At 71.6% G+C, this 21,437-nt stretch carries 16 protein-coding genes; 3 read left to right on the top strand and 13 right to left on the bottom strand.

Annotation, left to right across the window (positions count from 1 at the left end; all coding sequences use genetic code 11):
• Window positions 1-2 precede the first annotated feature (2 nt).
• The 4 genes from IE248_RS10270 to gnd all read right to left on the bottom strand — a co-directional run bounded on the left by IE248_RS10270 (window position 3) and on the right by gnd (window position 5,820).
• Complete coding sequence (locus IE248_RS10270; RefSeq protein WP_190030547.1) at window positions 3-2,408, bottom strand: glycoside hydrolase family 65 protein; 2,406 nt, start codon at window positions 2,406-2,408, stop codon at window positions 3-5.
• A complete protein-coding gene (locus tag IE248_RS10275; RefSeq protein WP_190030548.1) occupies window positions 2,405-3,148 on the bottom strand; it encodes a beta-phosphoglucomutase family hydrolase in 744 nt (247 codons plus the stop codon). The genes IE248_RS10270 and IE248_RS10275 overlap by 4 nt, the downstream gene beginning before the upstream one ends.
• Before the next feature lie 114 nt (window positions 3,149-3,262).
• Window positions 3,263-4,765 (bottom strand): glucose-6-phosphate dehydrogenase, encoded by a 1,503-nt coding sequence (zwf, locus tag IE248_RS10280; protein ID WP_229895235.1) that lies wholly within the window; start codon window positions 4,763-4,765, stop codon window positions 3,263-3,265.
• A gap of 11 nt (window positions 4,766-4,776) precedes the next feature.
• Window positions 4,777-5,820 carry a phosphogluconate dehydrogenase (NAD(+)-dependent, decarboxylating) gene (gnd, locus tag IE248_RS10285; protein WP_073798044.1) on the bottom strand — a complete coding sequence of 348 codons (1,044 nt, stop codon included), beginning with the start codon at window positions 5,818-5,820 and terminating at the stop codon, window positions 4,777-4,779.
• A gap of 238 nt (window positions 5,821-6,058) precedes the next feature.
• Between gnd and IE248_RS10290 the strand changes: the two genes are divergently transcribed.
• Both IE248_RS10290 and IE248_RS10295 read left to right on the top strand, forming a co-directional pair.
• A complete protein-coding gene (locus IE248_RS10290; protein ID WP_073798045.1) occupies window positions 6,059-7,306 on the top strand; it encodes a cytochrome P450 in 1,248 nt (415 codons plus the stop codon).
• A 141-nt stretch (window positions 7,307-7,447) separates the two neighbouring features.
• Window positions 7,448-9,316 carry an APC family permease gene (locus IE248_RS10295; RefSeq protein WP_073798046.1) on the top strand — a complete coding sequence of 623 codons (1,869 nt, stop codon included), beginning with the start codon at window positions 7,448-7,450 and terminating at the stop codon, window positions 9,314-9,316.
• Window positions 9,317-9,348: 32 nt separating this feature from the next.
• On the opposite strand, the gene IE248_RS10300 is transcribed toward IE248_RS10295, so the two are convergent.
• The 7 genes from IE248_RS10300 to IE248_RS10330 all read right to left on the bottom strand — a co-directional run bounded on the left by IE248_RS10300 (window position 9,349) and on the right by IE248_RS10330 (window position 17,447).
• Window positions 9,349-11,892: a DUF4118 domain-containing protein gene (locus IE248_RS10300; RefSeq protein ID WP_190030549.1), complete on the bottom strand. Its 2,544-nt coding sequence runs from the start codon at window positions 11,890-11,892 to the stop codon at window positions 9,349-9,351.
• A 58-nt stretch (window positions 11,893-11,950) separates the two neighbouring features.
• Complete coding sequence (locus IE248_RS10305) at window positions 11,951-12,634, bottom strand: response regulator (protein WP_008743214.1); 684 nt, start codon at window positions 12,632-12,634, stop codon at window positions 11,951-11,953.
• 128 nt (window positions 12,635-12,762) lie between these two features.
• Window positions 12,763-13,440 (bottom strand): potassium-transporting ATPase subunit C, encoded by a 678-nt coding sequence (locus tag IE248_RS10310; protein ID WP_008743213.1) that lies wholly within the window; start codon window positions 13,438-13,440, stop codon window positions 12,763-12,765.
• Between the two features lie 8 nt (window positions 13,441-13,448).
• Window positions 13,449-15,554, bottom strand: coding sequence for a potassium-transporting ATPase subunit KdpB (gene kdpB / locus IE248_RS10315; RefSeq protein ID WP_190030550.1), 2,106 nt, complete (start codon window positions 15,552-15,554; stop codon window positions 13,449-13,451).
• Window positions 15,551-17,215: a potassium-transporting ATPase subunit KdpA gene (kdpA, locus tag IE248_RS10320; RefSeq protein WP_190030551.1), complete on the bottom strand. Its 1,665-nt coding sequence runs from the start codon at window positions 17,213-17,215 to the stop codon at window positions 15,551-15,553. The genes kdpB and kdpA overlap by 4 nt, the downstream gene beginning before the upstream one ends.
• An 8-nt stretch (window positions 17,216-17,223) precedes the next feature.
• Window positions 17,224-17,313 carry a K(+)-transporting ATPase subunit F gene (gene kdpF / locus IE248_RS10325; protein WP_079196248.1) on the bottom strand — a complete coding sequence of 30 codons (90 nt, stop codon included), beginning with the start codon at window positions 17,311-17,313 and terminating at the stop codon, window positions 17,224-17,226.
• Entirely contained in the window at window positions 17,310-17,447 is a 138-nt protein-coding gene (locus IE248_RS10330; protein WP_190030552.1) for a hypothetical protein, read from the bottom strand. Before IE248_RS10330 ends, kdpF begins: the two co-directional genes overlap by 4 nt.
• Before the next feature lie 245 nt (window positions 17,448-17,692).
• Between IE248_RS10330 and IE248_RS10335 the strand changes: the two genes are divergently transcribed.
• Entirely contained in the window at window positions 17,693-19,630 is a 1,938-nt protein-coding gene (locus tag IE248_RS10335) for an APC family permease (protein ID WP_073772886.1), read from the top strand.
• Between the two features lie 12 nt (window positions 19,631-19,642).
• Here IE248_RS10335 and lysA read toward each other — a convergent pair whose 3' ends face one another.
• Window positions 19,643-20,977 (bottom strand): diaminopimelate decarboxylase, encoded by a 1,335-nt coding sequence (gene lysA / locus IE248_RS10340; RefSeq protein WP_190030553.1) that lies wholly within the window; start codon window positions 20,975-20,977, stop codon window positions 19,643-19,645.
• Window positions 20,978-20,987: 10 nt separating this feature from the next.
• A complete protein-coding gene (locus tag IE248_RS10345; protein WP_073798471.1) occupies window positions 20,988-21,326 on the bottom strand; it encodes an SAV_915 family protein in 339 nt (112 codons plus the stop codon).
• Window positions 21,327-21,437 lie beyond the last annotated feature (111 nt).

The following is a 21,437-nucleotide window of genomic DNA, read 5'->3' on the forward strand; positions in this document are numbered from 1 at the left end:
GCTCAGGTGCCGGGGGCGCGGCCCTTGGGCTGGCGGGGTTCGGGGGAGTCGGGCGCGGGCGGGACGGGGAGGTCCGCCGGCGTGTCCTGGGAGAGCGCGACCCGGGCGCCGTGGTGCGCCACGGTGAGGGGCTCTCCCGACAGCAGCGTGTAGCGGGCCGTTGACCGGCTGATGTCGAGCCGGATCAGCCGCTGCCGGACACGGACGTTGAAGGCCAGCCGTGTCAGCGAGGACGGCAGGCGCGGCGCGAAGCGCACCGGGGGCCATTCCTGTTCCTCGGCCCGCGGGGTCCCGGACGGCTGCTCGCCCGGGAGCCCGGCCGGGTCCGCACGGAAGCGGCGCAGGCCGCCGAGGCCCTGGACCAGGGCGATCCAGGTGCCGGCGAGCGAGGCCATGTGGAGGCCGTCCCGCGTGTTGTGTTCGAGGTCGTCCAGGTCCATCAGCGCCGCCTCGCGCGTATACGCCCAGGCGAGGCGCAGATGGCCGGTCTCGGCGGCGAGCACGGCCTGGCAGCAGGCGGAGAGGGAGGAGTCCCTGACCGTCAGCGGCTCGTAGTACGCGAAGTTGCGGGCCTTCTCCTCGGCGGTGAACTCGTCCGGGCACGTGAACATGGCCAGGATCAGGTCCGCCTGCTTGACGACCTGCTTGCGGTACAGCTGGAAGTACGGGAAGTGCAGCAGCAGCGGGTACTGGTCCTCGGAGGTGGCGTCGAAGTCCCAGGGCTCCTGGTCGGTGAAGCCGTCGGACTGCTCGTGCACCTGCAGCCGCTCGTTGTACGGGATGGCCGTCCGCGCGGCGGTGTTGCGCCAGTCCGCGATCTCCTCGGCGCTGACGCCGAGGTCCGGTGCCCGGTCGGGGTGGCGCGAGACGGCGTCCGCCGCGGCGAGGAGGTTCCGCCGGGCCATGGCGTTGGTGTAGAGGTTGTCGCGCGCGATGGCGCTGTACTCGTCGGGGCCGGTGACCCCGTCGATGTGGAAGACGCCGTCGGCGTCGAAGTGGCCGAGCGAGCGCCAGAGCCGGGCGGTGTGCACCAGCAGGTCGAGGCCGGGACCGCCGTAGAACTCCCGGTCGCCGGTGGAGAACACGTACCGCTCGACGGCCGCGGCGATGTCGGCGTTGACGTGGAAGGCGACCGTTCCGGCGGGCCAGTAGGCGGAGCACTCGGCGCCGTTGATCGTGCGCCAGGGGAAGGCCGCTCCCTCCAGGCCGAGTTGACGGGCGCGCTCCAGCGCGCCGGGCAGCGTGGAATGCCGCCACGCGAGGGCGGAGGCGACGGTGTACGGCGCGGTGTGGGTGAGGACGGGCAGGACGAAGGACTCGGTGTCCCAGAAGGCGTGGCCGTCATAACCGGTGCCCGTGAGGCCCTTGGCGGGGATGGGGCGCCGCTCGCCTCGCGCGGAGGCCTGGTAGAGGTGGAAGAGGGCGAACCGGACGGCCTGCTGGACCTCTTCGTCGCCCTCCACCTCGACGTCGGCACTGGACCAGAACTCGTCCAGGCAGGCCCGCTGTGCGTCGAGCAGCCCCTGCCACCCGGTGGTGCGGGCGCCCGCCAGCCCGCCTTCCACCTGGTCGCGCACGGCGGGCAGGGAGCGCTCCGCCGACCAGCCGTAGGCCACGAACTTGACGAGTTCGAGCCGCTGTCCGGGCTCCAGGGTGGCGGTCACCGTCAGGCGGGCCACGTCCGGTTCGCTCTCGGCGGCCCACGCGGTGCCGGCCGGGCCGTTCACGATGTGGTCGGCCGCCACCGCGACGCGCTGCCCGCTGGTGGCCGTGCAGTGGACCAGGCGCAGCCGGGTGTCGTGCGCGTAGTGCTCCTCGGGGAGCAGCGGGCGGTCGATGACGGCGGCCATGCGCGGGTCGCCGGAGGCGGTGGGCAACTGCTCGTTGGCGACGAGCTCGGACTGCACGGCGATGGTGGCCGGACCGCCCACGGTCTCCACGCTGTACGAGATGGCCGCGACGGCCCGCTGTGCGAGGGAGACCAAGCGGTGCGAGGTCAGGCGTACCGTCCGGCCGGAGGGCGTCGTCCACTCGGCGGACCGGCTGAGGACGCCGGTACGGAAGTCCAGGACCCGTTCGTGCGAGAGGAGCTCGCCGTAGCGCAGGTCGAAGGGGTGGTCGTCGACGAGCAGCCGGATGACCTTGCCGTCGGTGACGTTGACGGTCGTCTGCCCGGACTCCGGATACCCGTACCCGGCCTCGGCGTAGGGGAGGGGGTGGCTCGCGTAGACGCTGTTGAGGTAGGAGCCCGGCAGGCCGTGGGGCTCGCCCTCGTCGAGGTTGCCGCGCCAGCCCAGATGGCCGTTGGACTGGGCGAACACGGATTCGCTCTGCGCGAGGACGCCGAGGTCGAGGGCCGTCTCCCGCAGCCGCCAGGGCTCGGTCGCGAAGTTCTCGTGAGTGATCATCCGCGGTCCAGCAGTTCGGAGAGGTCGCTGACCACGACATCGGCCCCGTGCGCGCGCAGTTCGGCCGCCTGGCCGGTGCGGTCGACGCCGACGACGAAACCGAAGCCGCCCGCCTTGCCGGCGGCCACCCCGGCCAGCGCGTCCTCGAACACGGCGGCGTCGCGCGGGTCGGTGGCGAAGAGGCGGGCGGCCGCCAGGTAGCTGTCGGGGGAGGGCTTGCCGCGCAGTCCGCGCTCGGCGATGGTGATGCCGTCGACACGGTCTTCGAAGAGGTCCTCGATACGGGCCGCCACCAGCACGTCCCGGCAGTTGGCGCTGGAGGAGACGACGGCGCGGCGCAGACCCGCGTCGCGTGCGGCGCGCACGTAGGCCACGGAGCCCTCGTAGGCCTCCACGCCCTGCTCGCGGATCGCGCGGAGCACCAGGTCGTTCTTGCGGGTGCCCAGGCCGTGGACCGTCTCCCGGTCCGGGCCGTCGCTCGCGGCGCCCTCGGGCAGGGTGATGTCCCGGGAGGCGAGGAAGGTGCGCACGCCGTCCTCGCGGGGGCGGCCGTCCACGTACTCGTCGTAGTCGTGCACGGCGTCGAAGGGCACGAAGGGCGGACCGTCGCGGTCGGCCCGCCGGCGCAGGTAGTCGTCGAACATCTCTTTCCAGGCGGCCGCGTGGACGTTCGCGGTCCGGGTGAGCACCCCGTCGAGGTCGAAGAGGCAGGCGCTGACGTGGTCGGGGAGTCCCAGCATGCCGTCGAGGCTAGGAGGACGCGGCGGCCGAAGGGCAGAGCGGCGCCCGCGGAACGGGCGCGGTACCCCGTACGGCGCGGGGCGTGTGGCGTTCGGAGCAACGCGCCCGTCGCCTCACCGCCCGGCGGGCCGGTGCCTTTCGGGCAGGTGCCACCGGTGGGGCGCGACGAGGGAGGTGATGGCCTCGGGCCCCCAGGATCCGGGGGCGTACGGGGCGACGGGCGGCGGCGCGTCCAGCAGCGGCGCGGAGATCTCCCACAGGCGTTCGATGCCGTCGGAGCGGGTGAAGAGGGACTGGTCGCCGAGCATGGCCTGGAGGATGAGGTGCTCGTACGCCTCCAGGGCGTTCTCGGTGGTGAAGGAGCCTCGGTAGCCGAAGACCATGTCGGCCTCCGCGAGCTGCATCGTGGGGCCGGGCTCCTTGGCGAGGAAGCGGGCGGTGATGGAGCCGGGGTCGGCGAAGTCGATGACGAGTTCGTTGGCGCGGCCGTCCGCCGCCTCCCGGGCGTCCAGCGGGAACATGCCGAGCACGGGCTCGCGCAGGCCGAGGGTGACGACGTGCCGGCCCTCGGCCAGCGCCTTGCCCGAGCGCAGGTGGAAGGGGACGCCGGCCCAGCGCCAGTTGTCGATGTCGACGCGCAGCGCGACGAAGGTCTCGGTGTCCGAGGCCGGATCGACCCCCGCCTCGGCGCGGTAGCCGGTGTACTGGCCGCGTACGACGTGGGCGGGGTCCAGGGGCCGCATGCTGCGGAAGACCTTGACCTGCTCGTCGCGCAGGGACTGCGCTTCGAGGGCGACCGGCGGTTCCATCGCGACGAATCCGAGCAGCTGGAACAGGTGCGTGACCACCATGTCGCGGAAGGTGCCGGTGCCCTCGAAGAAGTGGGCGCGGCCCTGGATGTCGATCTGCTCGGGTACGTCGATCTGTACGTGGCTGATGTGCTCGCGGTTCCAGAGCGGCTCGAAGAGGCCGTTCGCGAACCGCAGGGCGAGGATGTTGTCCACCGCCTCCTTGCCGAGGAAGTGGTCGATGCGGAACACCCGGGACTCGTCGAAGACGGCGTGGACGGCCGCGTTGAGCGCGCGGGCGGACGCGAGGTCCGTCCCGAAGGGCTTCTCGACGATGACCCGCGCGTCACGGGCCAGCCCCGTGGCGCCGAGCAGCTCGATGACGGAAGTGAAAGCCACGGGCGGGACGGCGAGGTGGAACAACCGCCGCGGAGTGCCGCCGACGGCCCGCTCGGCCTCGTCCACCGCCTTCACCAGCGGCTCGGTCGCGCCCGTGTCGGCCGAGCCGAACGACAGGGCGGCCTCGAACTCCTGCCACTCGGGGCCCTCGGGGCGGGAGCGGCCGAACTCCGCCACGGCCTGGCGCGCGTGGGCGCGGAACTCCTCGTCGCTCAGGGCCTCGGCCGCCGGGGCCGAGCCGACGATGCGGTAGCGCCGCGGCAGGAGCCCCGCCTTGGCGAGGTGGAAGAGGCCCGGCAGCAGTTTGCGCCTGGCCAGGTCACCCGTCGCGCCGAAGAGCACGACGACGTGGTCCTCGGGGTGCGGCTGGGCCTGGCTCTGGCTCTGGGTCTGGGTCTGCGTCCGGGAAGCGTCGGAGTTCCTGTCCATGGCGGGCCCCCTCACGCGTCCGCGCCGGGGCGCTTCTCGGCATGGCCGCCGAACTCGCTGCGCATGGCGGACAGCACCTTGGCGGTGAACTCGCCGAGCCCCCTGGACTCGTAGCGCTGGTAGAGGGCGGCGCTGATGACCGGCGCGGGCACGCTCTCCTCGATGGCCGCCAGCACGGTCCAGCGCCCCTCGCCGGAGTCGGACACGCGGCCCGTGAAATCGTCCAGCCGCGGGGAGCGGGCCAGGGCGTCGGCGGTGAGGTCGACCAGCCACGAGCCGACGACCGACCCGCGGCGCCACACCTCGGCGACCTCGGCCACGTCGATCTCGTACCGGTAGGCCTCGGGATCGGACAGCGGAGCGGTCTCGGCGTCGGCGGTGCGCGAGCGCAGGCCGGCGTCGGCGTGCTCGATGATGGCGAGGCCCTCGGCGATGGCGGCCATCATCCCGTACTCCACGCCGTTGTGGACCATCTTCACGAAGTGACCGGCGCCGCTGGGCCCGCAGTGGAGGTAGCCGTGCGGTGCGGTGCCCCCGGTCCGGGTCCGGCCGGGGGTGGGCTCGGCGCTGCCGGTGCCGGGCGCGATGGTGCGGAAGAGGGGGCCGAGCCGTTCCACGGGACCCCGCTCGCCGCCGATCATGAGGCAGTAGCCGCGTTCCAGGCCCCACACACCGCCCGAGGTGCCGCAGTCGACGTAGTGGATGCCGCGGTCGGTCAGGGCCCGGGCCCGGGCGATGTCGTCCCGGTAGTAGGAGTTGCCGCCGTCGATGACGGTGTCGTCGGGCTCCAGGAGCCCGGCCAGCCGGTCCAGGGTGTCCTGGACCACGGCCGCCGGCACCATGAGCCACACGGCGCGCGGCCGCTCCAGCCGCTCGACGAGCTCCTCCAGCGAGAACGCCGGCGTCGCGCCCTCAGCCTCCAGCGCCCGTACGGCGTCGGGGCTGACGTCGTTGACGACGCACCGGTGGCCGTCCCGCACGAGCCGGCGCACCAGGTTGGCGCCCATCCGGCCGAGTCCGACCATTCCGAGCTGCATGGGTGCGTCCGATGTCATCGCCGTGCTCCCGTTCTCCCGTTCCCGGCCGCGGGCCGGGTCACGCGGCGCGCGCCGCGCCGCCTTCCCGCTCGGCGCCCACTGTGCCCGCCCACCACGGCCCCGGCACCCGGGGCTGCGCCACTCGGCCCTGCCGGCGTTCCCGGCAGGCGGCCGCCGGGGCGTCCGTGCATGCTGGGGAAAGCGGCGTCCGGAGTCGGCCGACGACCCGTGAGAGAGCGACGACGGAGGCGGAAACATGAGCCGAGCGATGCTCCGGCAGATCATCGACTACGCCAACCGGGCCGACCCGTACCCGCTGTACGAGGAGCTGCGCAAGACACCGGTGTTCCACGACGAGGACGGGCCGTACGTCGTCAGCACCTACCACGAGATCCAGAGCCTGCTGCACGATCCGCGCATCAGCTCCGACCCCCGCAATCTGACGCTGTCGGCGAGCGACCCGCTGATGAGCGGCGAAGGCGACGAATCGACCCTGCCGCCGGTCTTCCTGAGGCTCGACCCGCCGGACCACGACCGGCTGCGCCGCATCACGAACCGGCCCTTCGGACCGCCGCACTCCCCGCACCGGGTCGACGACATGCGCGGCGAGCTCGCCGGCATCGTCTCCGGCCTCATCGACGGCATCGCCGCCACGGGCTCCCCGGAACGCATCGACCTCGTCGAGCAGTTCTCCTACCCCTTCCCGGTGACGGTGATCTGCCGGCTGCTGGGCGTGCCGCACGAGGACGAGCCGCGCTTCCACGGCTGGGCGGACACCATCGCCGCCAGCCTGGACCCCGATCCGGACGCCGACCCCGCCGAGAAGTCCAAGGGCGCGGCCGACGCGCAGATCGAGCTCGGCATGTACCTGGCCGGGCTGATCGAGGAGCGCCGCAAGAACCCGGGCGAGGACATGCTGTCCCAGCTGGCGGCCGCCCCCGAGGGACCGGACGGGTCCATGAGCACCGTGGAGATCATCAGCACCGCGGCGCTGCTGCTGATCGCGGGCCACGAGACCACGGTCAACCTGATCACCAACGGCATGCTCACCCTGCTGCGCCACCCGGAAGTGCTCCAGCGGCTGCGCGAGGACCCGCGGCTGTCCGTACCGATCGTCGAGGAACTGCTGCGGTACGAGCCGCCCGTGCAGCTGCTGCCCCGGCGCAGCACGCTCACCGACATCGAGGTCGCCGGGGTGAACATCCCCAAGGGCGCCACGGTTTCGCTGATCCTCGCCTCCGGGAACCGCGACCCCAGGCGCTTCGAGAACCCGGACCGCTTCGACCCCGACCGGGGGGACATCCAGCACCTCGGCCTGGGCAGCGGCATCCACAGCTGCTTCGGCGCCCCGCTGGCCCGCCTGGAGGCCCAGCTGGCACTGAGCGAACTGGCCCGCCGGCTGGAGAACCCCCGGCTGCTGGAGGACCCGCCCCCGTACCGCCAGAACGCGGTGCTGCGCGGCCCCCGCCACCTGCCCATCGCCTGCGACGGCATCCGCCCCTGAGCCCGCCCGATCCGACCGGCCCGTCAGAAGTGCGTGAAGAGCGGGCCGGCCGGCGTATGGATCCCGCCAAGGAAGCCGGTCGTACCGGATTTCCGCCCCGAGGCTGTCCCTCGTCCGCGCTCGATCGGAGGGACCGGCATCATGGCCACGCACACAGGAAATCCGGACACGGCCGTCAAGGAGGCCGGCGCGCAGGAGCCCCCTGACACGGGGGCCGACGCGCGTCACAAACTCACCGCCCTCCAGGGGCTGGCCGCGCTGTCGCTCGACGCGATGGCGTCCGTGGCGTACGGGCCCGAATCGGTCGTCCTGGTGCTGGCGGCGGCCGGGGCGTACGGCATGGGGTTCACCCTGCCCGTCACCCTCGCCATCGCCGCCCTGCTGGCGGTGCTGGTGGCCTCGTACCGGCAGGTCATCGCCGCCTTCCCGGACGGCGGCGGCTCGTACGCGGTCGCCAGGCGGCACCTGGGGCGGCGGACCGGCCTGGTCGCGGCCGCCTCGCTGATCCTCGACTACGTGCTGAACGTCGCGGTGTCGGTCACCGCCGGCGTGGCCGCCCTGACCTCGGCGTTCCCGGAGGCGTACGGGCAGCGGACATGGATCTGCCTCGGCGTCCTCGTCCTGGTCACCGCCGTGAACCTGCGGGGCGTCGTCGACTCGGCGAAGCTGTTCCTGCTGCCGACGGCCCTGTTCGTCGGCGCGGTCCTCGCCATGATCACCGTCGGCCTGTTCCGGGACGGGCCGCTCAGCACGGCCTCCGCCGCGGGACACGCGCCCGTACTCGGCGAGGGCGCCACCACCGTCGGCGCGCTGCTCCTGCTGAAGGCGTTCGCGGCGGGCTGCTCCGCCCTCACCGGGGTCGAGGCCGTCGCCAACGCGGTGCCCTCCTTCCGCGCCCCCGCCGCCCGGCGCGCGCAGCGCACCGAGGTCGCGCTCGGCGCGCTGCTCGGCGTGATGCTGATCGGCCTGTCCGTCCTGATCGGCCGCTTCCACCTCCAGCCGGTCGAGGGCGTGACGGTCCTCGCCCAGCTCGCCGACGCGTCCTTCGGACACGGCCCCGCCTTCTACGTGACGCAGTGCGCGACCATGGTGCTGCTGGCGCTCGCGGCGAACACCTCCTTCGGCGGGCTGCCCGTCCTGATGAGCCTGCTGGCTCGCGACAACCACCTGCCGCACCTGTTCGCGCTCAAGGCCGACCGCCAGGTGCACCGGCACGGTGTCCTCGCGCTGGCCGCGGTGTCAGCCGCCCTGCTGGTGTTCTCCGGCGGCGACACCAACACCCTCGTCCCCCTCTTCGCGATCGGCGTCTTCGTCGGCTTCACGATCTGTCAGGTCGGCATGGTCCGGCACTGGTCCGGTGAACGCCCCACGGGCTGGCGGGCCAAGGCCGCCCTTAACGGATGCGGGGCGCTGCTCACCGGGGTCGCGGCCGTCGTGGTCACCGCCACCAAGTTCACCGAGGGCGCGTGGCTCATCGTCCTCGCGCTGCCGCTGCTGGTCCTCGGCTTCGAAAAGGTCGACCGCACCTACACCCGGATCGGGGAACGGCTGGAGCTCGGCCGGGTCCCGCAGGCCCCGACGCGGGCCCGCTCGCTGGTCGTCGTCCCCGTCTCCGGACTGTCGAAGCTGACCTGCCGGGCGCTGACCGCCGCCCGCTCGCTGGGCGACGAGGTGCTCGCCGTCACCGTCACCCACCCCGCGCCGGAGGACCGCCGGGCGGCCGAAGCCCTGCGCCGCGACTGGGAGCTGTGGAGCCCGGGGGTCGAACTCGTCGAGGTCACCTCGCCGACCCGGGCCCTGGGCCGACCGGTCTCCGGCTACGTCCGCGAGCTGACCGCCACGAACCCGGACGCCCAGGTCACCGTACTGATCCCGGAGACCGAGCCCGCCCGCCTGTGGCAGCGGATCCTCCAGAACCAGCGCGGAGCGGTCGTCGCCCACGCCGTACGACGCGACACCGACGCCGTCATCTGCCGGCTGCGCTTCCGCATCACGGACGAGGTGAAGTGAGACCGCGCTCCCGCCTCGCGGCCCTCGCCTTCTCAGGTGACGGCGGAGGGCGGCAGTTCCCCGTTGGCGGGTGGGGTGCCGGCCGGGGTGCGGAGGGTCAGGACCATGGTGAGGCCGCCGCCGGGGGTGTCCTCGGCCGTGAGGGTGCCGCCGATGGCCTCCGTGAAGCCGCGGGCGACCGCGAGGCCGAGCCCCACGCCCGCGCCGCGGGGCGCGTCGCCGTGCCGTTGGAAGGGTTCGAAGATCCTCTCCTTGGCCTCGTCGGGGACACCGGGCCCGCGGTCCACGACCCGGAGCTCGACGCGGTCGAGGAGGGAACTCGCGCAGACGTGGACGGGCCGCCCGTGCGGGCTGTACTTGACGGCGTTCTCGACGACGTTGGCCACGACGCGTTCGAGGAGGCCGCGGTCGACGGCGACCATCGGGAGGGTCTCCGGGATGTCGAGTTCGACGCTGTCGTCGGGCAGGCCGCCCAGCGCGACGGGGACGATCTCGTCGAGGTCGGTCTCGCGGATGAGCGGGACGACGGAGCCCGTGTTCAGCCGGGACATGTCGAGGAGGTTCCCGATGAGCGCGGCGAGGCGGTCCGCGCCCTCCTCGATGCCTTCGAGGAGACCGGCCCTGTCCTCCTCGGACCAGTCGACGTCGTCGGAGCGCAGTGAGGTCACCGATGCCTTGATGCCGGCCAGCGGTGTGCGCAGGTCGTGGCTGACGGCGGCGAGCAGGGCCGTACGGATGCGGTTGCCCTCGGCGAGTTCCCGGGCCCGGCCGGCCTCGTCGACCAGGCGCTGGCGGTCGAGCACGACGGCTGCCTGGGCGGCGAACGCGCCGAGGACACGGCGGTCCTCGGCGGGCAGGACCCGCCCGGAGAGGGCCAGCGCCATGTTCTCGCCGATCGGCATGTCGACGTCGGCCTCCTCGGGCCGGGTCACCGGGTGGGCGCCGACGGCGGCGGCCGTGGTCCAGGGCTCGACCTCACCGGCCCGCTCCAGGAGGGCGACGGACCGCATGGTGAAGGTCTCGCGGAGGCGTTCGAGGAGCGCGTCGAGGGAGTTCTCGCCGCGCAGGACGCTGCCCGCGAGGAAGGAGAGGATCTCGGACTCGGCGCGCAGCCGGGCGGCCTGGTGGGTGCGGCGGGCGGCCAGGTCGACGACGGAGGCCACGGAAACGGCCACCCCGACGAAGATCGAGATGGCGACGATGTTGCGGGGGTCGGAGATGGTGAGCTTGTAGAGCGGCGGCGTGAAGAAGTAGTTCAGCAGCAGGGAGCCGAACGCGGCCGACGCGAGCGCGGGCAGCAGTCCGCCGAGCAGCGCGGCGGCGACGGTGAAGGTGAGGAACAGCAGCATGTCGTTCGCGAGCCCGAGCTCGGGAAGGACCTGGCTGAGCAGCAGGGTCAGCAGGGCGGGTCCGGCCACGCCGGTCGCCCAGCCCCAGATGATCCGGGAGCGGCCCAGCCGGGCACCGCGCGCGAGCGGCAGGCGGCGGCCCTTGGCCGCGGCGTCGTGCGTGACCATGTGGACGTCGATGTCCGGTCCGGACTCGACGGCCACGGTGGCGCTGACGCCCCGCCCGAACACGTACTGCCAGGGCTTGCGGCGGCTGACGCCGAGGACGATCTGAGTGGCGTTGACGCCGCGCGCGAACTCCAGCAGGGCGTGCGGGACGTTGTCGCCTATGACGTGGTGGAAGGTGCCGCCGAGGTCCTCGACCAGGGAGCGCTGGACGGCGAGTTCCTTCGGCGAGGCGCTGGAGAGGCCGTCGCTGCGGGCGATGTAGACGGCGAGGACCTCGCCGCCCGCGCCCTTCTCGGCGAGCCGGGCTGCGCGCCGGATCAGCGTCCGGCCTTCGGGGCCGCCGGTGAGGCCGACGACGATCCGCTCCCGGGCCTGCCAGGTGGAGCGGATGCCGTGCTCCCCGCGGTACTCCTGGAGGTACTCGTCCACGCGGTCGGCGACCCACAGCAGCGCGAGCTCGCGCAGCGCGGTCAGGTTGCCGGGGCGGAAGTAGTTCGACAGCGCCGCGTCGACCTTGTCGGGCTTGTATATGTTCCCGTGCGCCATCCGCCGGCGCAGGGCCTGCGGGGACATGTCGACCAGCTCGATCTGGTCGGCCCGCCGGACCACCTCGTCGGGCACGGTCTCGCGCTGGCGCACCCCGGTGATGGTTTCCACGACGTCGCCGAGGGACTCCAGGTGCTGGATGTTGACCGTCGTGACGACGTCGATGCCGGCCTGGAGGAGCTCTTCGACGTCCTGCCAGCGCTTGGTGTTGCGCGAGCCGGGGACGTTGGTGTGCGCGAGCTCGTCCACGAGGACGACGGCCGGCCGGCGCGCGAGCACGGCGTCCACGTCCATCTCGGTGAAGACGGTGTCCCGGTACTCGACCCCGCGCCGGGGGATCATCTCCAGGCCGTGCAGCATCACCTCGGTGCGCGGCCGGTGGTGGTGCTCGACGAAGCCGACGACGCAGTCGGTGCCGCGTTCGGTCCTGCGGTGGGCCTCGGAGAGCATCGCGTACGTCTTGCCGACGCCCGGGGCCGAGCCGAGGTAGATCCGGAGCTTTCCGCGTCTCATGTGATGCCGGCTTCTCGTTCTGCTCGATGTGCTGTGTTGGTGTTGGCGTTGGCGGCTGTCAGGGCTCGAAGCGGTAGCCCATGCCCGGTTCCGTGATCAGGTATCGGGGGTGGGAGGGATTCGCCTCCAGCTTGCGCCGCAGCTGGGCCATGTAGACCCGCAGGTAGTTGGTGTGCTCCGAGTAGGTCGGCCCCCAGACCTCCAGGAGCAGCCTGCGCTGGGAGACGAGGTGCCCGGGCTTGGCGATCAGCAGCTCCAGCAGGTGCCATTCGGTCGGGGTCAGCCGTACGGTGCGCTCACCGCGCACCACCTTCCTGGCGGCCAGGTCGATGGTGAACTCGTCGGTCACGATCCCCGGGATCCCGGCCGGGGAAGCGGGCGCTTCCTGTCGGCGGGTGGCGGCACGCAGGCGCGCCAGCAGCTCGTCCATGCTGAACGGCTTGGTCACGTAGTCGTCCGCGCCGGCGTCCAGGGCCCGGATCTTCTCCTCGGAGGTGTGCCGCGCGGAGAGGACCAGGATCGGGACGTGGCTCCAGCCGCGCACCCCCCTGATCACCTCCACGCCGTCCATGTCCGGCAGACCGAGGTCCAGGAGGATGGCATCCGGTGTGCGGGCCGCCGCGAGCCGGAGCGCCATGGCGCCGTCCCCGGCCTCTAAGACCTCGAACTTCCGGGCCTGGAGATTGATCTTCAGCGCGCGTACGAGCTGCGGATCGTCCTCCACCACGAGCACGCGTGTCATCGGTGTGGAGCCTTCCTTTCGTGACGTGCGGGCGGCCGGAGCCGGCGGGACGACGCCCCGGGTCCCACCCGGCGCCAGCCGGGGGCCCGTCGCGTCCCGCCGGCTCCGGATCCGCGCGGCGGCGGCCATCAGCTCTTGGCCAGGGCCTTGATCGCGATGTTGAGCCCCAGGACGTTGACGCGGGGTTCGCCCATGAAGCCGAGCGTGCGGCCTTCGGTGTTCTGCTCCACGAGCTTCTCGACCTGCCCGACGTCGAGGCCGTTGCGCTCGGCGACCCGGTGGACCTGGATCTTCGCGTACTCCGGGGAGATGCCCGGGTCGAGCCCGGAGCCGGAGGAGGTGACGGCGTCGGCCGGGACGTCCCGCGGGTCCACCGTGTACGAGGCCGTGGAGTTGTCCGCGACGACCGCGGCCTTGGCGTCCTCGACCGTCTTGACCAGGTCCGGGTTGTCGGCGGCCTTGTTGGTGGCGCCGGAGAGGATCAGCGCGTACCGGGTGTTGACGCTGTTGGACCCGAGGCCGCCCGAGGGGCGCGGCTGGAACCACTTCAGGTCCGGCCTGGCGCTCTCCTCGGGGTCGTCCGGGTTCCGCTTGGGGAGGTCGTAGGTCTGTCCGATGAGGGAGGACCCGACGACGGCGCCGCTCTCGTCCTTGATCTCGGAGCCGTTGGCGTTGCCGTGGAAGGCGACCTGGGCGATGCCGGTCACGGCCAGCGGGTAGAGGACGCCGCACAGGACCGTCAGGACCAGGAGTGCCCGCAGGCCCGCGCCGATCAGCCGTGCGGTGTTGCCGACAGAGTTGTTCATGGCGGGTATCAGCCGATTCCGGGAATGAGGGTGATGAGCATGTCGATGAGCTTGATGCCGATGAACGGGGCGATGAGGCCGCCGAGTCCGTAGATCCCGAGGTTGCGGCGGAGCATCCTGTCGGCGCTCGTCGGCTTGTACTGGACGCCCTTCAGGGCGAGCGGCACGAGCGCGATGATGATGAGCGCGTTGAAGACGACCGCGGAGAGGATCGCGGAGTTCGGTGAGTGCAGGCCCATGACGTTGAGCTTGTCGAGGCCCGGGTAGACCACGGCGAACATGGCCGGGATGATCGCGAAGTACTTCGCGACGTCGTTGGCGATCGAGAAGGTGGTCAGGGCCCCTCGGGTGATGAGGAGCTGCTTGCCGATCTCGACGATCTCGATGAGTTTGGTGGGGTTGGAGTCCAGGTCCACCATGTTCCCGGCCTCCTTCGCGGCCGAGGTGCCCGTGTTCATCGCCACGCCCACGTCCGCCTGGGCCAGGGCCGGGGCGTCGTTCGTACCGTCTCCGGTCATCGCGACGAGTTTGCCGCCCGCCTGCTCCCGCTTGATGAGGGCCATCTTGTCCTCGGGGGTGGCCTCGGCGAGGAAGTCGTCGACACCGGCCTCCTCCGCGATCGCCTTCGCGGTCAGCGGGTTGTCGCCCGTGATCATGACGGTCTTGATGCCCATGCGGCGCAGTTCGTCGAACCGCTCGCGCATGCCCTCCTTGACCACGTCCTTGAGGTGGATGACGCCCAGGATCCGGGCGCCCTTCTCGTCCTCGACGGCGACCAGCAGCGGCGTGCCGCCGGCCTCGGAGATCCGGTCGGCCAGGACGTCGGCGTCGGCGGCGACCTGACCGCCCCGCTCCGTCACCCACGCGATGACCGAACCGGCAGCTCCCTTACGGGTCTTCCTGCCGTCCACGTCGACGCCCGACATCCGGGTCTGGGCGGTGAACGCCACCCAGGTGGCCCGCGCGAGTTCGCCCTGGTGGCGTTCGCGCAGCCCGTACTTCTCCTTCGCGAGGACCACGATCGACCGGCCCTCGGGGGTCTCGTCCGCCAGGGAGGAAAGCTGTGCGGCGTCGGCCAGTTCGGCAGCGGTGGTGCCCTTGACGGCCACGAACTCCGAAGCCTGCCGGTTGCCCAGGGTGATCGTGCCCGTCTTGTCGAGCAGCAGCGTGGAGACGTCGCCCGCAGCCTCGACGGCCCGGCCGCTCATCGCGAGGACGTTGCGCTGGACGAGCCGGTCCATGCCGGCGATGCCGATGGCGGAGAGCAGGGCGCCGATGGTGGTCGGGATCAGGCAGACCAGGAGCGCGGTCAGGACGATCATCGACTGCTTGGCGTCGGCGTAGATCGCGAACGGCTGGAGGGTGACGACGGCCAGCAGGAAGACGATGGTGAGGGACGCCAGCAGGATGTTGAGGGCGATCTCGTTGGGCGTCTTCTGCCGGGCCGCGCCCTCCACGAGCGCGATCATGCGGTCGATGAAGGTCTCGCCCGGCTTTGTCGTGATCTTCACGACGATCCGGTCGGAGAGGACCTTCGTACCGCCGGTGACGGCCGAGCGGTCGCCGCCCGACTCCCGGATGACCGGGGCCGATTCACCCGTGATCGCGGACTCGTCGACGGAGGCGACGCCTTCGATGACGTCCCCGTCGCCCGGGATGATGTCGCCCGCCTCGCAGACGACCAGGTCACCGATCCCGAGGTCGGTGCCGGGCACCTGCTCCTCGCTCTTGCCGTCCTGGGCCAGCCGGCGGGCGACGGTGTCGGTCTTGGCCTTGCGCAGGGTGTCGGCCTGCGCCTTGCCGCGGCCCTCGGCCACGGCCTCGGCGAGGTTGGCGAAGACCGTGGTCAGCCACAGCCAGGCGGTGATCGCCCAGCCGAACCAGTCCGTCGGGTCCGAGACCGCCAGGAAGGTGGTGACCACCGAACCGACGAGGACCACGAACATGACCGGGGACTTGACCATGATGCGCGGGTCGAGCTTCCTCACCGCGTCGGGGAAGGACCTCAGCAGGGCCTTGGGGTCGAACAGGCCGCCCCCGACGCGCCCTGCCGCGGGCTTGTGTCCGGTGGGCTGGTCCTCGTGCGGAGCGCGGGTTGGGGTGATGGTGCTCATGAGGCGAGCCCTTCGGCAAGCGGACCCAGCGCGAGCGCCGGGAAGTAGGTCAGACCGGTGATGATGAGGATCGTGCCGACGAGCAGGCCCGCGTAGAGCGGCTTGTCGGTACGCAGGGTGCCTGCGGTTTCGGGCACCGGCTTCTGCTCGGCCAGCGAGCCGGCGAGGGCGAGGACGAACACCATGGGCAGGAAGCGGCCGAGCAGCATGGCGATGCCGATGGTGCTGTTGAACCACTGGGTGTCAGCGTTCAGACCCGCGAAGGCGGAGCCGTTGTTGTTGGCGCCCGAGGTGTAGGCGTAGAGGATCTCGGAGAAGCCGTGCGCGCCCGGGTTGGCCATCGAGTCGCCCGGGGTGGGCAGGGCCATCGCGGCGGCGGTGAAGCAGAGGACCAGGGCCGGGGTGATGAGGATGTAGCAGGCCGCGAGCTTGATCTCGCGGGTGCTGATCTTCTTGCCGAGGTACTCGGGGGTGCGGCCGACCATCAGGCCGGCGATGAACACCGCGATGATCGCCATGATCAGCATGCCGTAGAGGCCGGAGCCCACACCGCCGGGTGCGATCTCGCCGAGCTGCATGCCCAGCAGCTGGATGCCGCCGCCCAGACCGGTGTAGGAGGAGTGGAAGGAGTTGACCGCACCCGTCGAGGTGAGGGTGGTGGCGACCGAGAAGATCGCGGAGGCGCCGATGCCGAAGCGGGTCTCCTTGCCCTCCATCGCTCCGCCCGCGGCCTGGAGGGCCGGGCCGTGGTGGGCGAACTCGGTCCACATCATCAGCGCGGTGAAGCCGACCCAGATGACGCCCATGGTGGCGAGGATCGCGTAACCCTGGCGCAGGTTGCCGACCATCCGGCCGAAGGTACGGGTCATCGCGAACGGGATGAGCAGGATCAGGAAGATCTCGAACAGGTTCGAGAAGGGGGTCGGGTTCTCGAAGGGGTGGGCCGAGTTGGCGTTGAAGTAGCCGCCACCGTTGGTGCCCAGCTCCTTGATGACCTCCTGCGAGGCGACCGCCCCGCCGTTCCACTGCTGGGTCCCGCCCATGAACTGGCCGACCTCGTGGATGCCGGCGAAGTTCTGGATCGCACCGCAGGCGACCAGCACGATCGCGCCGATCACCGAGATCGGCAGCAGGATGCGGACGGTGCCGCGCACCAGGTCCGCCCAGAAGTTGCCGAGTTCCCCGGTGCGGGAGCGCGCGAAGCCCCGTACCAGGGCCACCGCGACGGCCATGCCGACGGCGGCGGAGACGAAGTTCTGGACCGCCAGCCCGCCGGTCTGTACGACGTGGCCCATGGCCTGCTCGCCGTAGTACGACTGCCAGTTGGTGTTGGCCACGAACGACGCGGCGGTGTTGAAGGCCTGGTCCGGGTCTATCGCGGAGAACCCGAGCGACCCGGGCAGGATCCCCTGCGCCCGCTGGAGGGCGTAGAGGAACAGGACGCTCACGGCGGAGAACGCCAGGACGCCGCGCAGATAGGCGGGCCAGCGCATCTCGGCCGAGGGATTGGCGCCGACGGCCTTGTAGATCCACTTCTCCGGTCCGTAGTGCTTCTCGGAGGAGTAGACGCGGGCCATGTAGTCGCCCAGCGGACGGTAGGCCAGCGCGAGCGCGGCGATCAGCGCGAGCAGCTGGAGCACACCAGCGGTTACGGGGCTCATGTCGGTACTCAGAACCTCTCCGGATACACAAGGGCGAGGATGAGATAACCCAGCAGGGAGACCGCGACCAGCAGGCCGACGATGTTCTCGATGCTCACAGCTTGGTCACCCCCTTGGCGATGAGAGCCACCAGCGCGAAGACCGCGACCGTGGTGACGACGAAGGCCAGATCGGCCACCGTGAGCTCCTGAATGAAGTGATGAAATGGGTTTCGGCCAAGTCGGCCGAACATGAGCAAACCGTGGGCCGGGCCGGTCGTTAAGACCCCTTGACGGACTCCATACGGGTCCGGCGGAACTCTTGACGCCGCCCATACGGGGACCTCCGGGAGCGCTTCCATTACGCCACCGGAGGGGTCCGCGTTAAGGACACGTCAGGATTCGCTCAGCTGCGGGTATGAGGGATCAGCCTGCGTACGCTTGCTCAGCCGTCGGTGTCGATGGCTGATTCTTTGCCGTACGACAGGAGCACCCCACGATGGCCACCCCTGCCCGCTCCTCGCGCCTGCGCGCGTGGATGCTGGAAGGCTTGACCGCCCAGACGAGTTCACCCGCAGCCAAGGAGGCGGCTGCCCAGCCCCACGGCCGGCCGTGGTGGCGGGTCATGTGCCTGACGGGCCTGGACTACTTCTCCACCCTCGGCTACCAGCCCGGCATCGCGTTCCTGGCCGCGGGTCTGCTGTCGCCGCTGGCGACCATCGTGCTCGTGCTGCTGACCCTGTTCGGCGCGCTGCCCGTGTACCGGCGGGTGGCCGAGGAGAGCCCGCACGGCGAGGGTTCCATCGCCATGCTGGAGCGGCTGCTCACGTTCTGGAAGGGGAAGCTGTTCGTCCTGACCCTGCTCGGGTTCGCGGCGACCGACTTCCTCATCACCATCACCCTCTCGGCGGCGGACGCCACCGCGCACATGGTGGAGAACCCGCACCTCACCAGCACCCTGCACGGCCACGAGGTGCTGATCACCCTGATCCTGATCGCCCTCCTGGGCGGGGTGTTCCTGAAGGGGTTCAGCGAGGCCATCGGAGTGGCGGTGGTCCTGGTCTTCACGTATCTCGGCCTGAACGTCGTCGTGGTGGCGGTCGGGCTGTGGAACGTGTTCAGCGAGCCGCAGGTCATCACCGACTGGACCACCGCGCTGACCGCCGAGCACGGCAACCCCTTCATGATGATCGCCATCGCCCTCGTCGTGTTCCCGAAGCTCGCGCTCGGCCTGTCGGGGTTCGAGACGGGCGTGGCGGTCATGCCGCACGTGAAGGGCGGTCCCGAAGACACCGAGGCGAAGCCCGCCGGCCGGATCCGCGGCGCCAAGAAGCTGCTGACCACGGCCGCCGTGATCATGAGCATCTTCCTGATCTGCTCCAGCCTGATCACGACCCTGCTGATCCCCGCCGATCAGTTCCAGCCAGGCGGCGAGGCCAACGGCCGCGCGCTCGCCTACCTGGCCCACGAATACCTCGGCTCCGCCTTCGGCACCGTCTACGACATCTCCACGATCCTCATCCTCTGGTTCGCGGGCTCCTCCGCGATGGCCGGCCTGCTCAACCTGATGCCGCGCTACCTGCCCCGCTACGGCATGGCCCCGCAGTGGGCCCGCGCCCTGCGCCCGATGGTGATCGTGTTCACCCTCATCGCGTTCCTCGTCACCTGGATCTTCGACGCCGACGTGGACGCCCAGGGCGGCGCCTACGCCACCGGTGTCCTCGTACTGATCACCTCGGCGGCCGTCGCCGTCACCATCGCCGCCCGCCGGGCCGGGGAACGCGGCTGGACGATCGGCTTCGGCGTCATCTCCGCCGTCTTCGTCTACACCACCGCCGTCAACGTGGCCGAACGCCCGGACGGCGTGAAGATCGGCGCCTGCTTCATCGCGGGCATCATGGCGCTCTCCCTCCTCTCCCGCCTGGCCCGCGTCTTCGAGCTGCGCGTGACCCACCTCGAATTCGACGACATGGCCGCGAGGTTCGTCCGGGACACCGCCAACCGCACCATCCGCCTCATCGCCAACGAGCCCGACAACCGTGACAAGGCCGAGTACCGCGACAAGGTCGAGCAGATCAGGGCCGACAACGACATCCCGGCCGGCGACGACCTCCTGTTCGTCGAAGTCACCGTCCTGGACCCCTCCGAGTTCGAATCCGGGCTGCGGGTACGGGGCGAGGTGCTGCACGGCCGCTACCGCGTCCTGACCCTGGAGAGCTCCACGGTCCCCAACGCCCTCGCCGCGCTCCTCCTCCACATCAGGGACGAGACGGGCCAGCGCCCCCACATCTACTTCGAGTGGACCGAGGGCAACCCGATGGCCAACTTCTTCCGCTTCTTCCTCTTCGGACAGGGAGAGGTAGCCCCCGTCACCCGCGAGGTCATCCGCGAGGCCGAACCGGACCGCAGCCGCCGCCCCCACGTCCACGCCGGCTGACGCCGCCCCGGCCTAGTCGCCGATGTCCCGGCGGCGGAAGTCGGCGAGGGTCTCGCGGCGCATGAGCAGGCGGGCCGCGCCGTTGTCGACCGCGACGACCGGCGGCCGTCCGACCAGGTTGTAGCCGGATGCCATCGACAGCTGGTAGGCGCCCGCGACCGGTACGGCGAGCAGGTCGCCGGGGCGGACGTCCCCGGGCAGTTCCACATCGGCGGCCAGGACGTCCCCGGCTTCGCAGTGCCGGCCGACCACCGTGGCGACGCACGCCTGCGCGGCCGGGCGGCGGCCGACGAGGCGGGGCGCGTACCGGACCCCGTACAGGGCTGGGCGGGGGTTGTCGCTCATCCCGCCGTCGACGGCGACGAACACGCGGTCGCAGGTGCGCTTCACGGCGAGGACCCGGTACAGCGCCACCCCGGCGGGACCGGCGACGGCCCGGCCGGGCTCGATGGTGAGCCGGGGCACGGCCAGTCCGGCCGCCGCGCAGCTCTCCACGAGCGCGGTGCGCAGCCGGCGGGCCAGGGCCGTGAGGTCCAGCGCGGGCTCGCCGGGGCGGTAGGCGATGCCGTGGCCCCCGCCCATGTCCAGCTCGGGCAGGACGACTCCGTGGGCGTCGCGGACGCGGGCCATCAGGCCGACCATGCGGCGCACGGCCGCGAGGTACGGCTTGACGTCGGTGATCTGGGAGCCGATGTGGCAGTGCAGACCGGTCAGTTCGAGCTGCGGCTGGCCCAGGACGCGGGCGATGGCGTGCTGGGCCGAGCCGTCGGTGAGGGACAGGCCGAACTTCTGGCCGTCCGTACCGGTGCGGATCTTCTCGTGGCCGCCGGCCGTGATGCCCGGCACCACCCGGACCATCACCTTCTGCGAGCCGCCCGTACCCACCATCGCGGCCAGCCGGGCTATCTCGGACGGGCCGTCGATGACGATGCGGCCCACTCCGAGCCGCAGCGCCGCCTCGATGTCGTGCGGTGACTTCGCGTTGCCGTGCAGGACCATGCGCTCCGGCGGGAAGCCGGCGGTGACGGCGAGTTCGAGTTCGCCCGCCGAGCACACGTCCAGCCCGAGGCCCTCCTCGTCGACCCAGCGGACCATCGCCCGGGACAGGAACGCCTTGGCGGCGTAGAGGACGTCGGCGTCGGGGAAGGCGTCGCGGTACGTGCGGCAGCGGGCCCGTACCTCGCCCTCGTCCAGCACGTACACCGGCGTGTCGAAACGGTCGGCTATCTCGGCGAGCGGCACCCCGCCGACGGAGAGGCCCCCGTGCGGCAGCCGGCCGGTGGAGGCCGGCCAGACGGACAGGTCGTCCGCGTCCGCGGCGGCCTCGGACAGTGCGGTGATGGTCATGGCGTTCCCCTCAGGCGACGCGGGCCGCGACGCGGTCCGGCCGGCGGGTGGTGGCGGTGGCCGCGGGCGCCGAGAGCGTCGGGTCGACGGTGATCACGGCGGCGCCGAGCGGACCGCACAGCTCCCGCAGCACGGACTCGGACAGCCGGATGTACGCCTGCCCCGCGCCGAGGGTGGAGACCAGCCGCTCCCTGCGGGTGAAGCCCACGGCCGTCCGCGCCCCCAGCGGGGTGCGGAACAGCCGGATCACCGTCGCGGCCGTGTCACCCGGCCGGACGGGCACGTACAGGAGTCCGGCCGGGATCCGTTCTTCGGGCTCGGGGTCTTCTTCGTACTGAAACAGGCACATGGCGCTCTCCCTGGGGGAACCACGGACGACGGATGACGCCCCGGGTGCGGGGAGGCAGCCCGGGGCACGCGATCGAAGCTATCCCCGCTCCGGCGGCTCCCGCGTCGCTCC

The sequence above is a fragment of the Streptomyces goshikiensis genome (assembly GCF_014650555.1).
Classification (GTDB): Bacteria; Actinomycetota; Actinomycetes; order Streptomycetales; family Streptomycetaceae; genus Streptomyces; species Streptomyces goshikiensis.

Bases quoted from the DNA above. Each gene is read 5' to 3' on its own strand.
- IE248_RS10290 (WP_073798045.1), top strand. From the start codon at position 6,059: ATGAGCCGAGCGATGCTCCGGCAGATCATCGACTACGCCAACCGGGCC.
- gnd (WP_073798044.1), bottom strand. From the start codon at position 5,820: ATGACATCGGACGCACCCATGCAGCTCGGAATGGTCGGACTCGGCCGG.
- IE248_RS10305 (WP_008743214.1), bottom strand. From the start codon at position 12,634: ATGACACGCGTGCTCGTGGTGGAGGACGATCCGCAGCTCGTACGCGCG.
- IE248_RS10310 (WP_008743213.1), bottom strand. From the start codon at position 13,440: ATGAACAACTCTGTCGGCAACACCGCACGGCTGATCGGCGCGGGCCTG.
- IE248_RS10335 (WP_073772886.1), top strand. From the start codon at position 17,693: ATGGCCACCCCTGCCCGCTCCTCGCGCCTGCGCGCGTGGATGCTGGAA.
- kdpB (WP_190030550.1), bottom strand. From the start codon at position 15,554: ATGAGCACCATCACCCCAACCCGCGCTCCGCACGAGGACCAGCCCACC.
- IE248_RS10345 (WP_073798471.1), bottom strand. From the start codon at position 21,326: ATGTGCCTGTTTCAGTACGAAGAAGACCCCGAGCCCGAAGAACGGATC.
- IE248_RS10300 (WP_190030549.1), bottom strand. From the start codon at position 11,892: ATGAGACGCGGAAAGCTCCGGATCTACCTCGGCTCGGCCCCGGGCGTC.
- IE248_RS10330 (WP_190030552.1), bottom strand. From the start codon at position 17,447: ATGTTCGGCCGACTTGGCCGAAACCCATTTCATCACTTCATTCAGGAG.
- IE248_RS10295 (WP_073798046.1), top strand. From the start codon at position 7,448: ATGGCCACGCACACAGGAAATCCGGACACGGCCGTCAAGGAGGCCGGC.
- zwf (WP_229895235.1), bottom strand. From the start codon at position 4,765: ATGGACAGGAACTCCGACGCTTCCCGGACGCAGACCCAGACCCAGAGC.
- lysA (WP_190030553.1), bottom strand. From the start codon at position 20,977: ATGACCATCACCGCACTGTCCGAGGCCGCCGCGGACGCGGACGACCTG.
- IE248_RS10270 (WP_190030547.1), bottom strand. From the start codon at position 2,408: ATGATCACTCACGAGAACTTCGCGACCGAGCCCTGGCGGCTGCGGGAG.
- kdpA (WP_190030551.1), bottom strand. From the start codon at position 17,215: ATGAGCCCCGTAACCGCTGGTGTGCTCCAGCTGCTCGCGCTGATCGCC.
- IE248_RS10275 (WP_190030548.1), bottom strand. From the start codon at position 3,148: ATGCTGGGACTCCCCGACCACGTCAGCGCCTGCCTCTTCGACCTCGAC.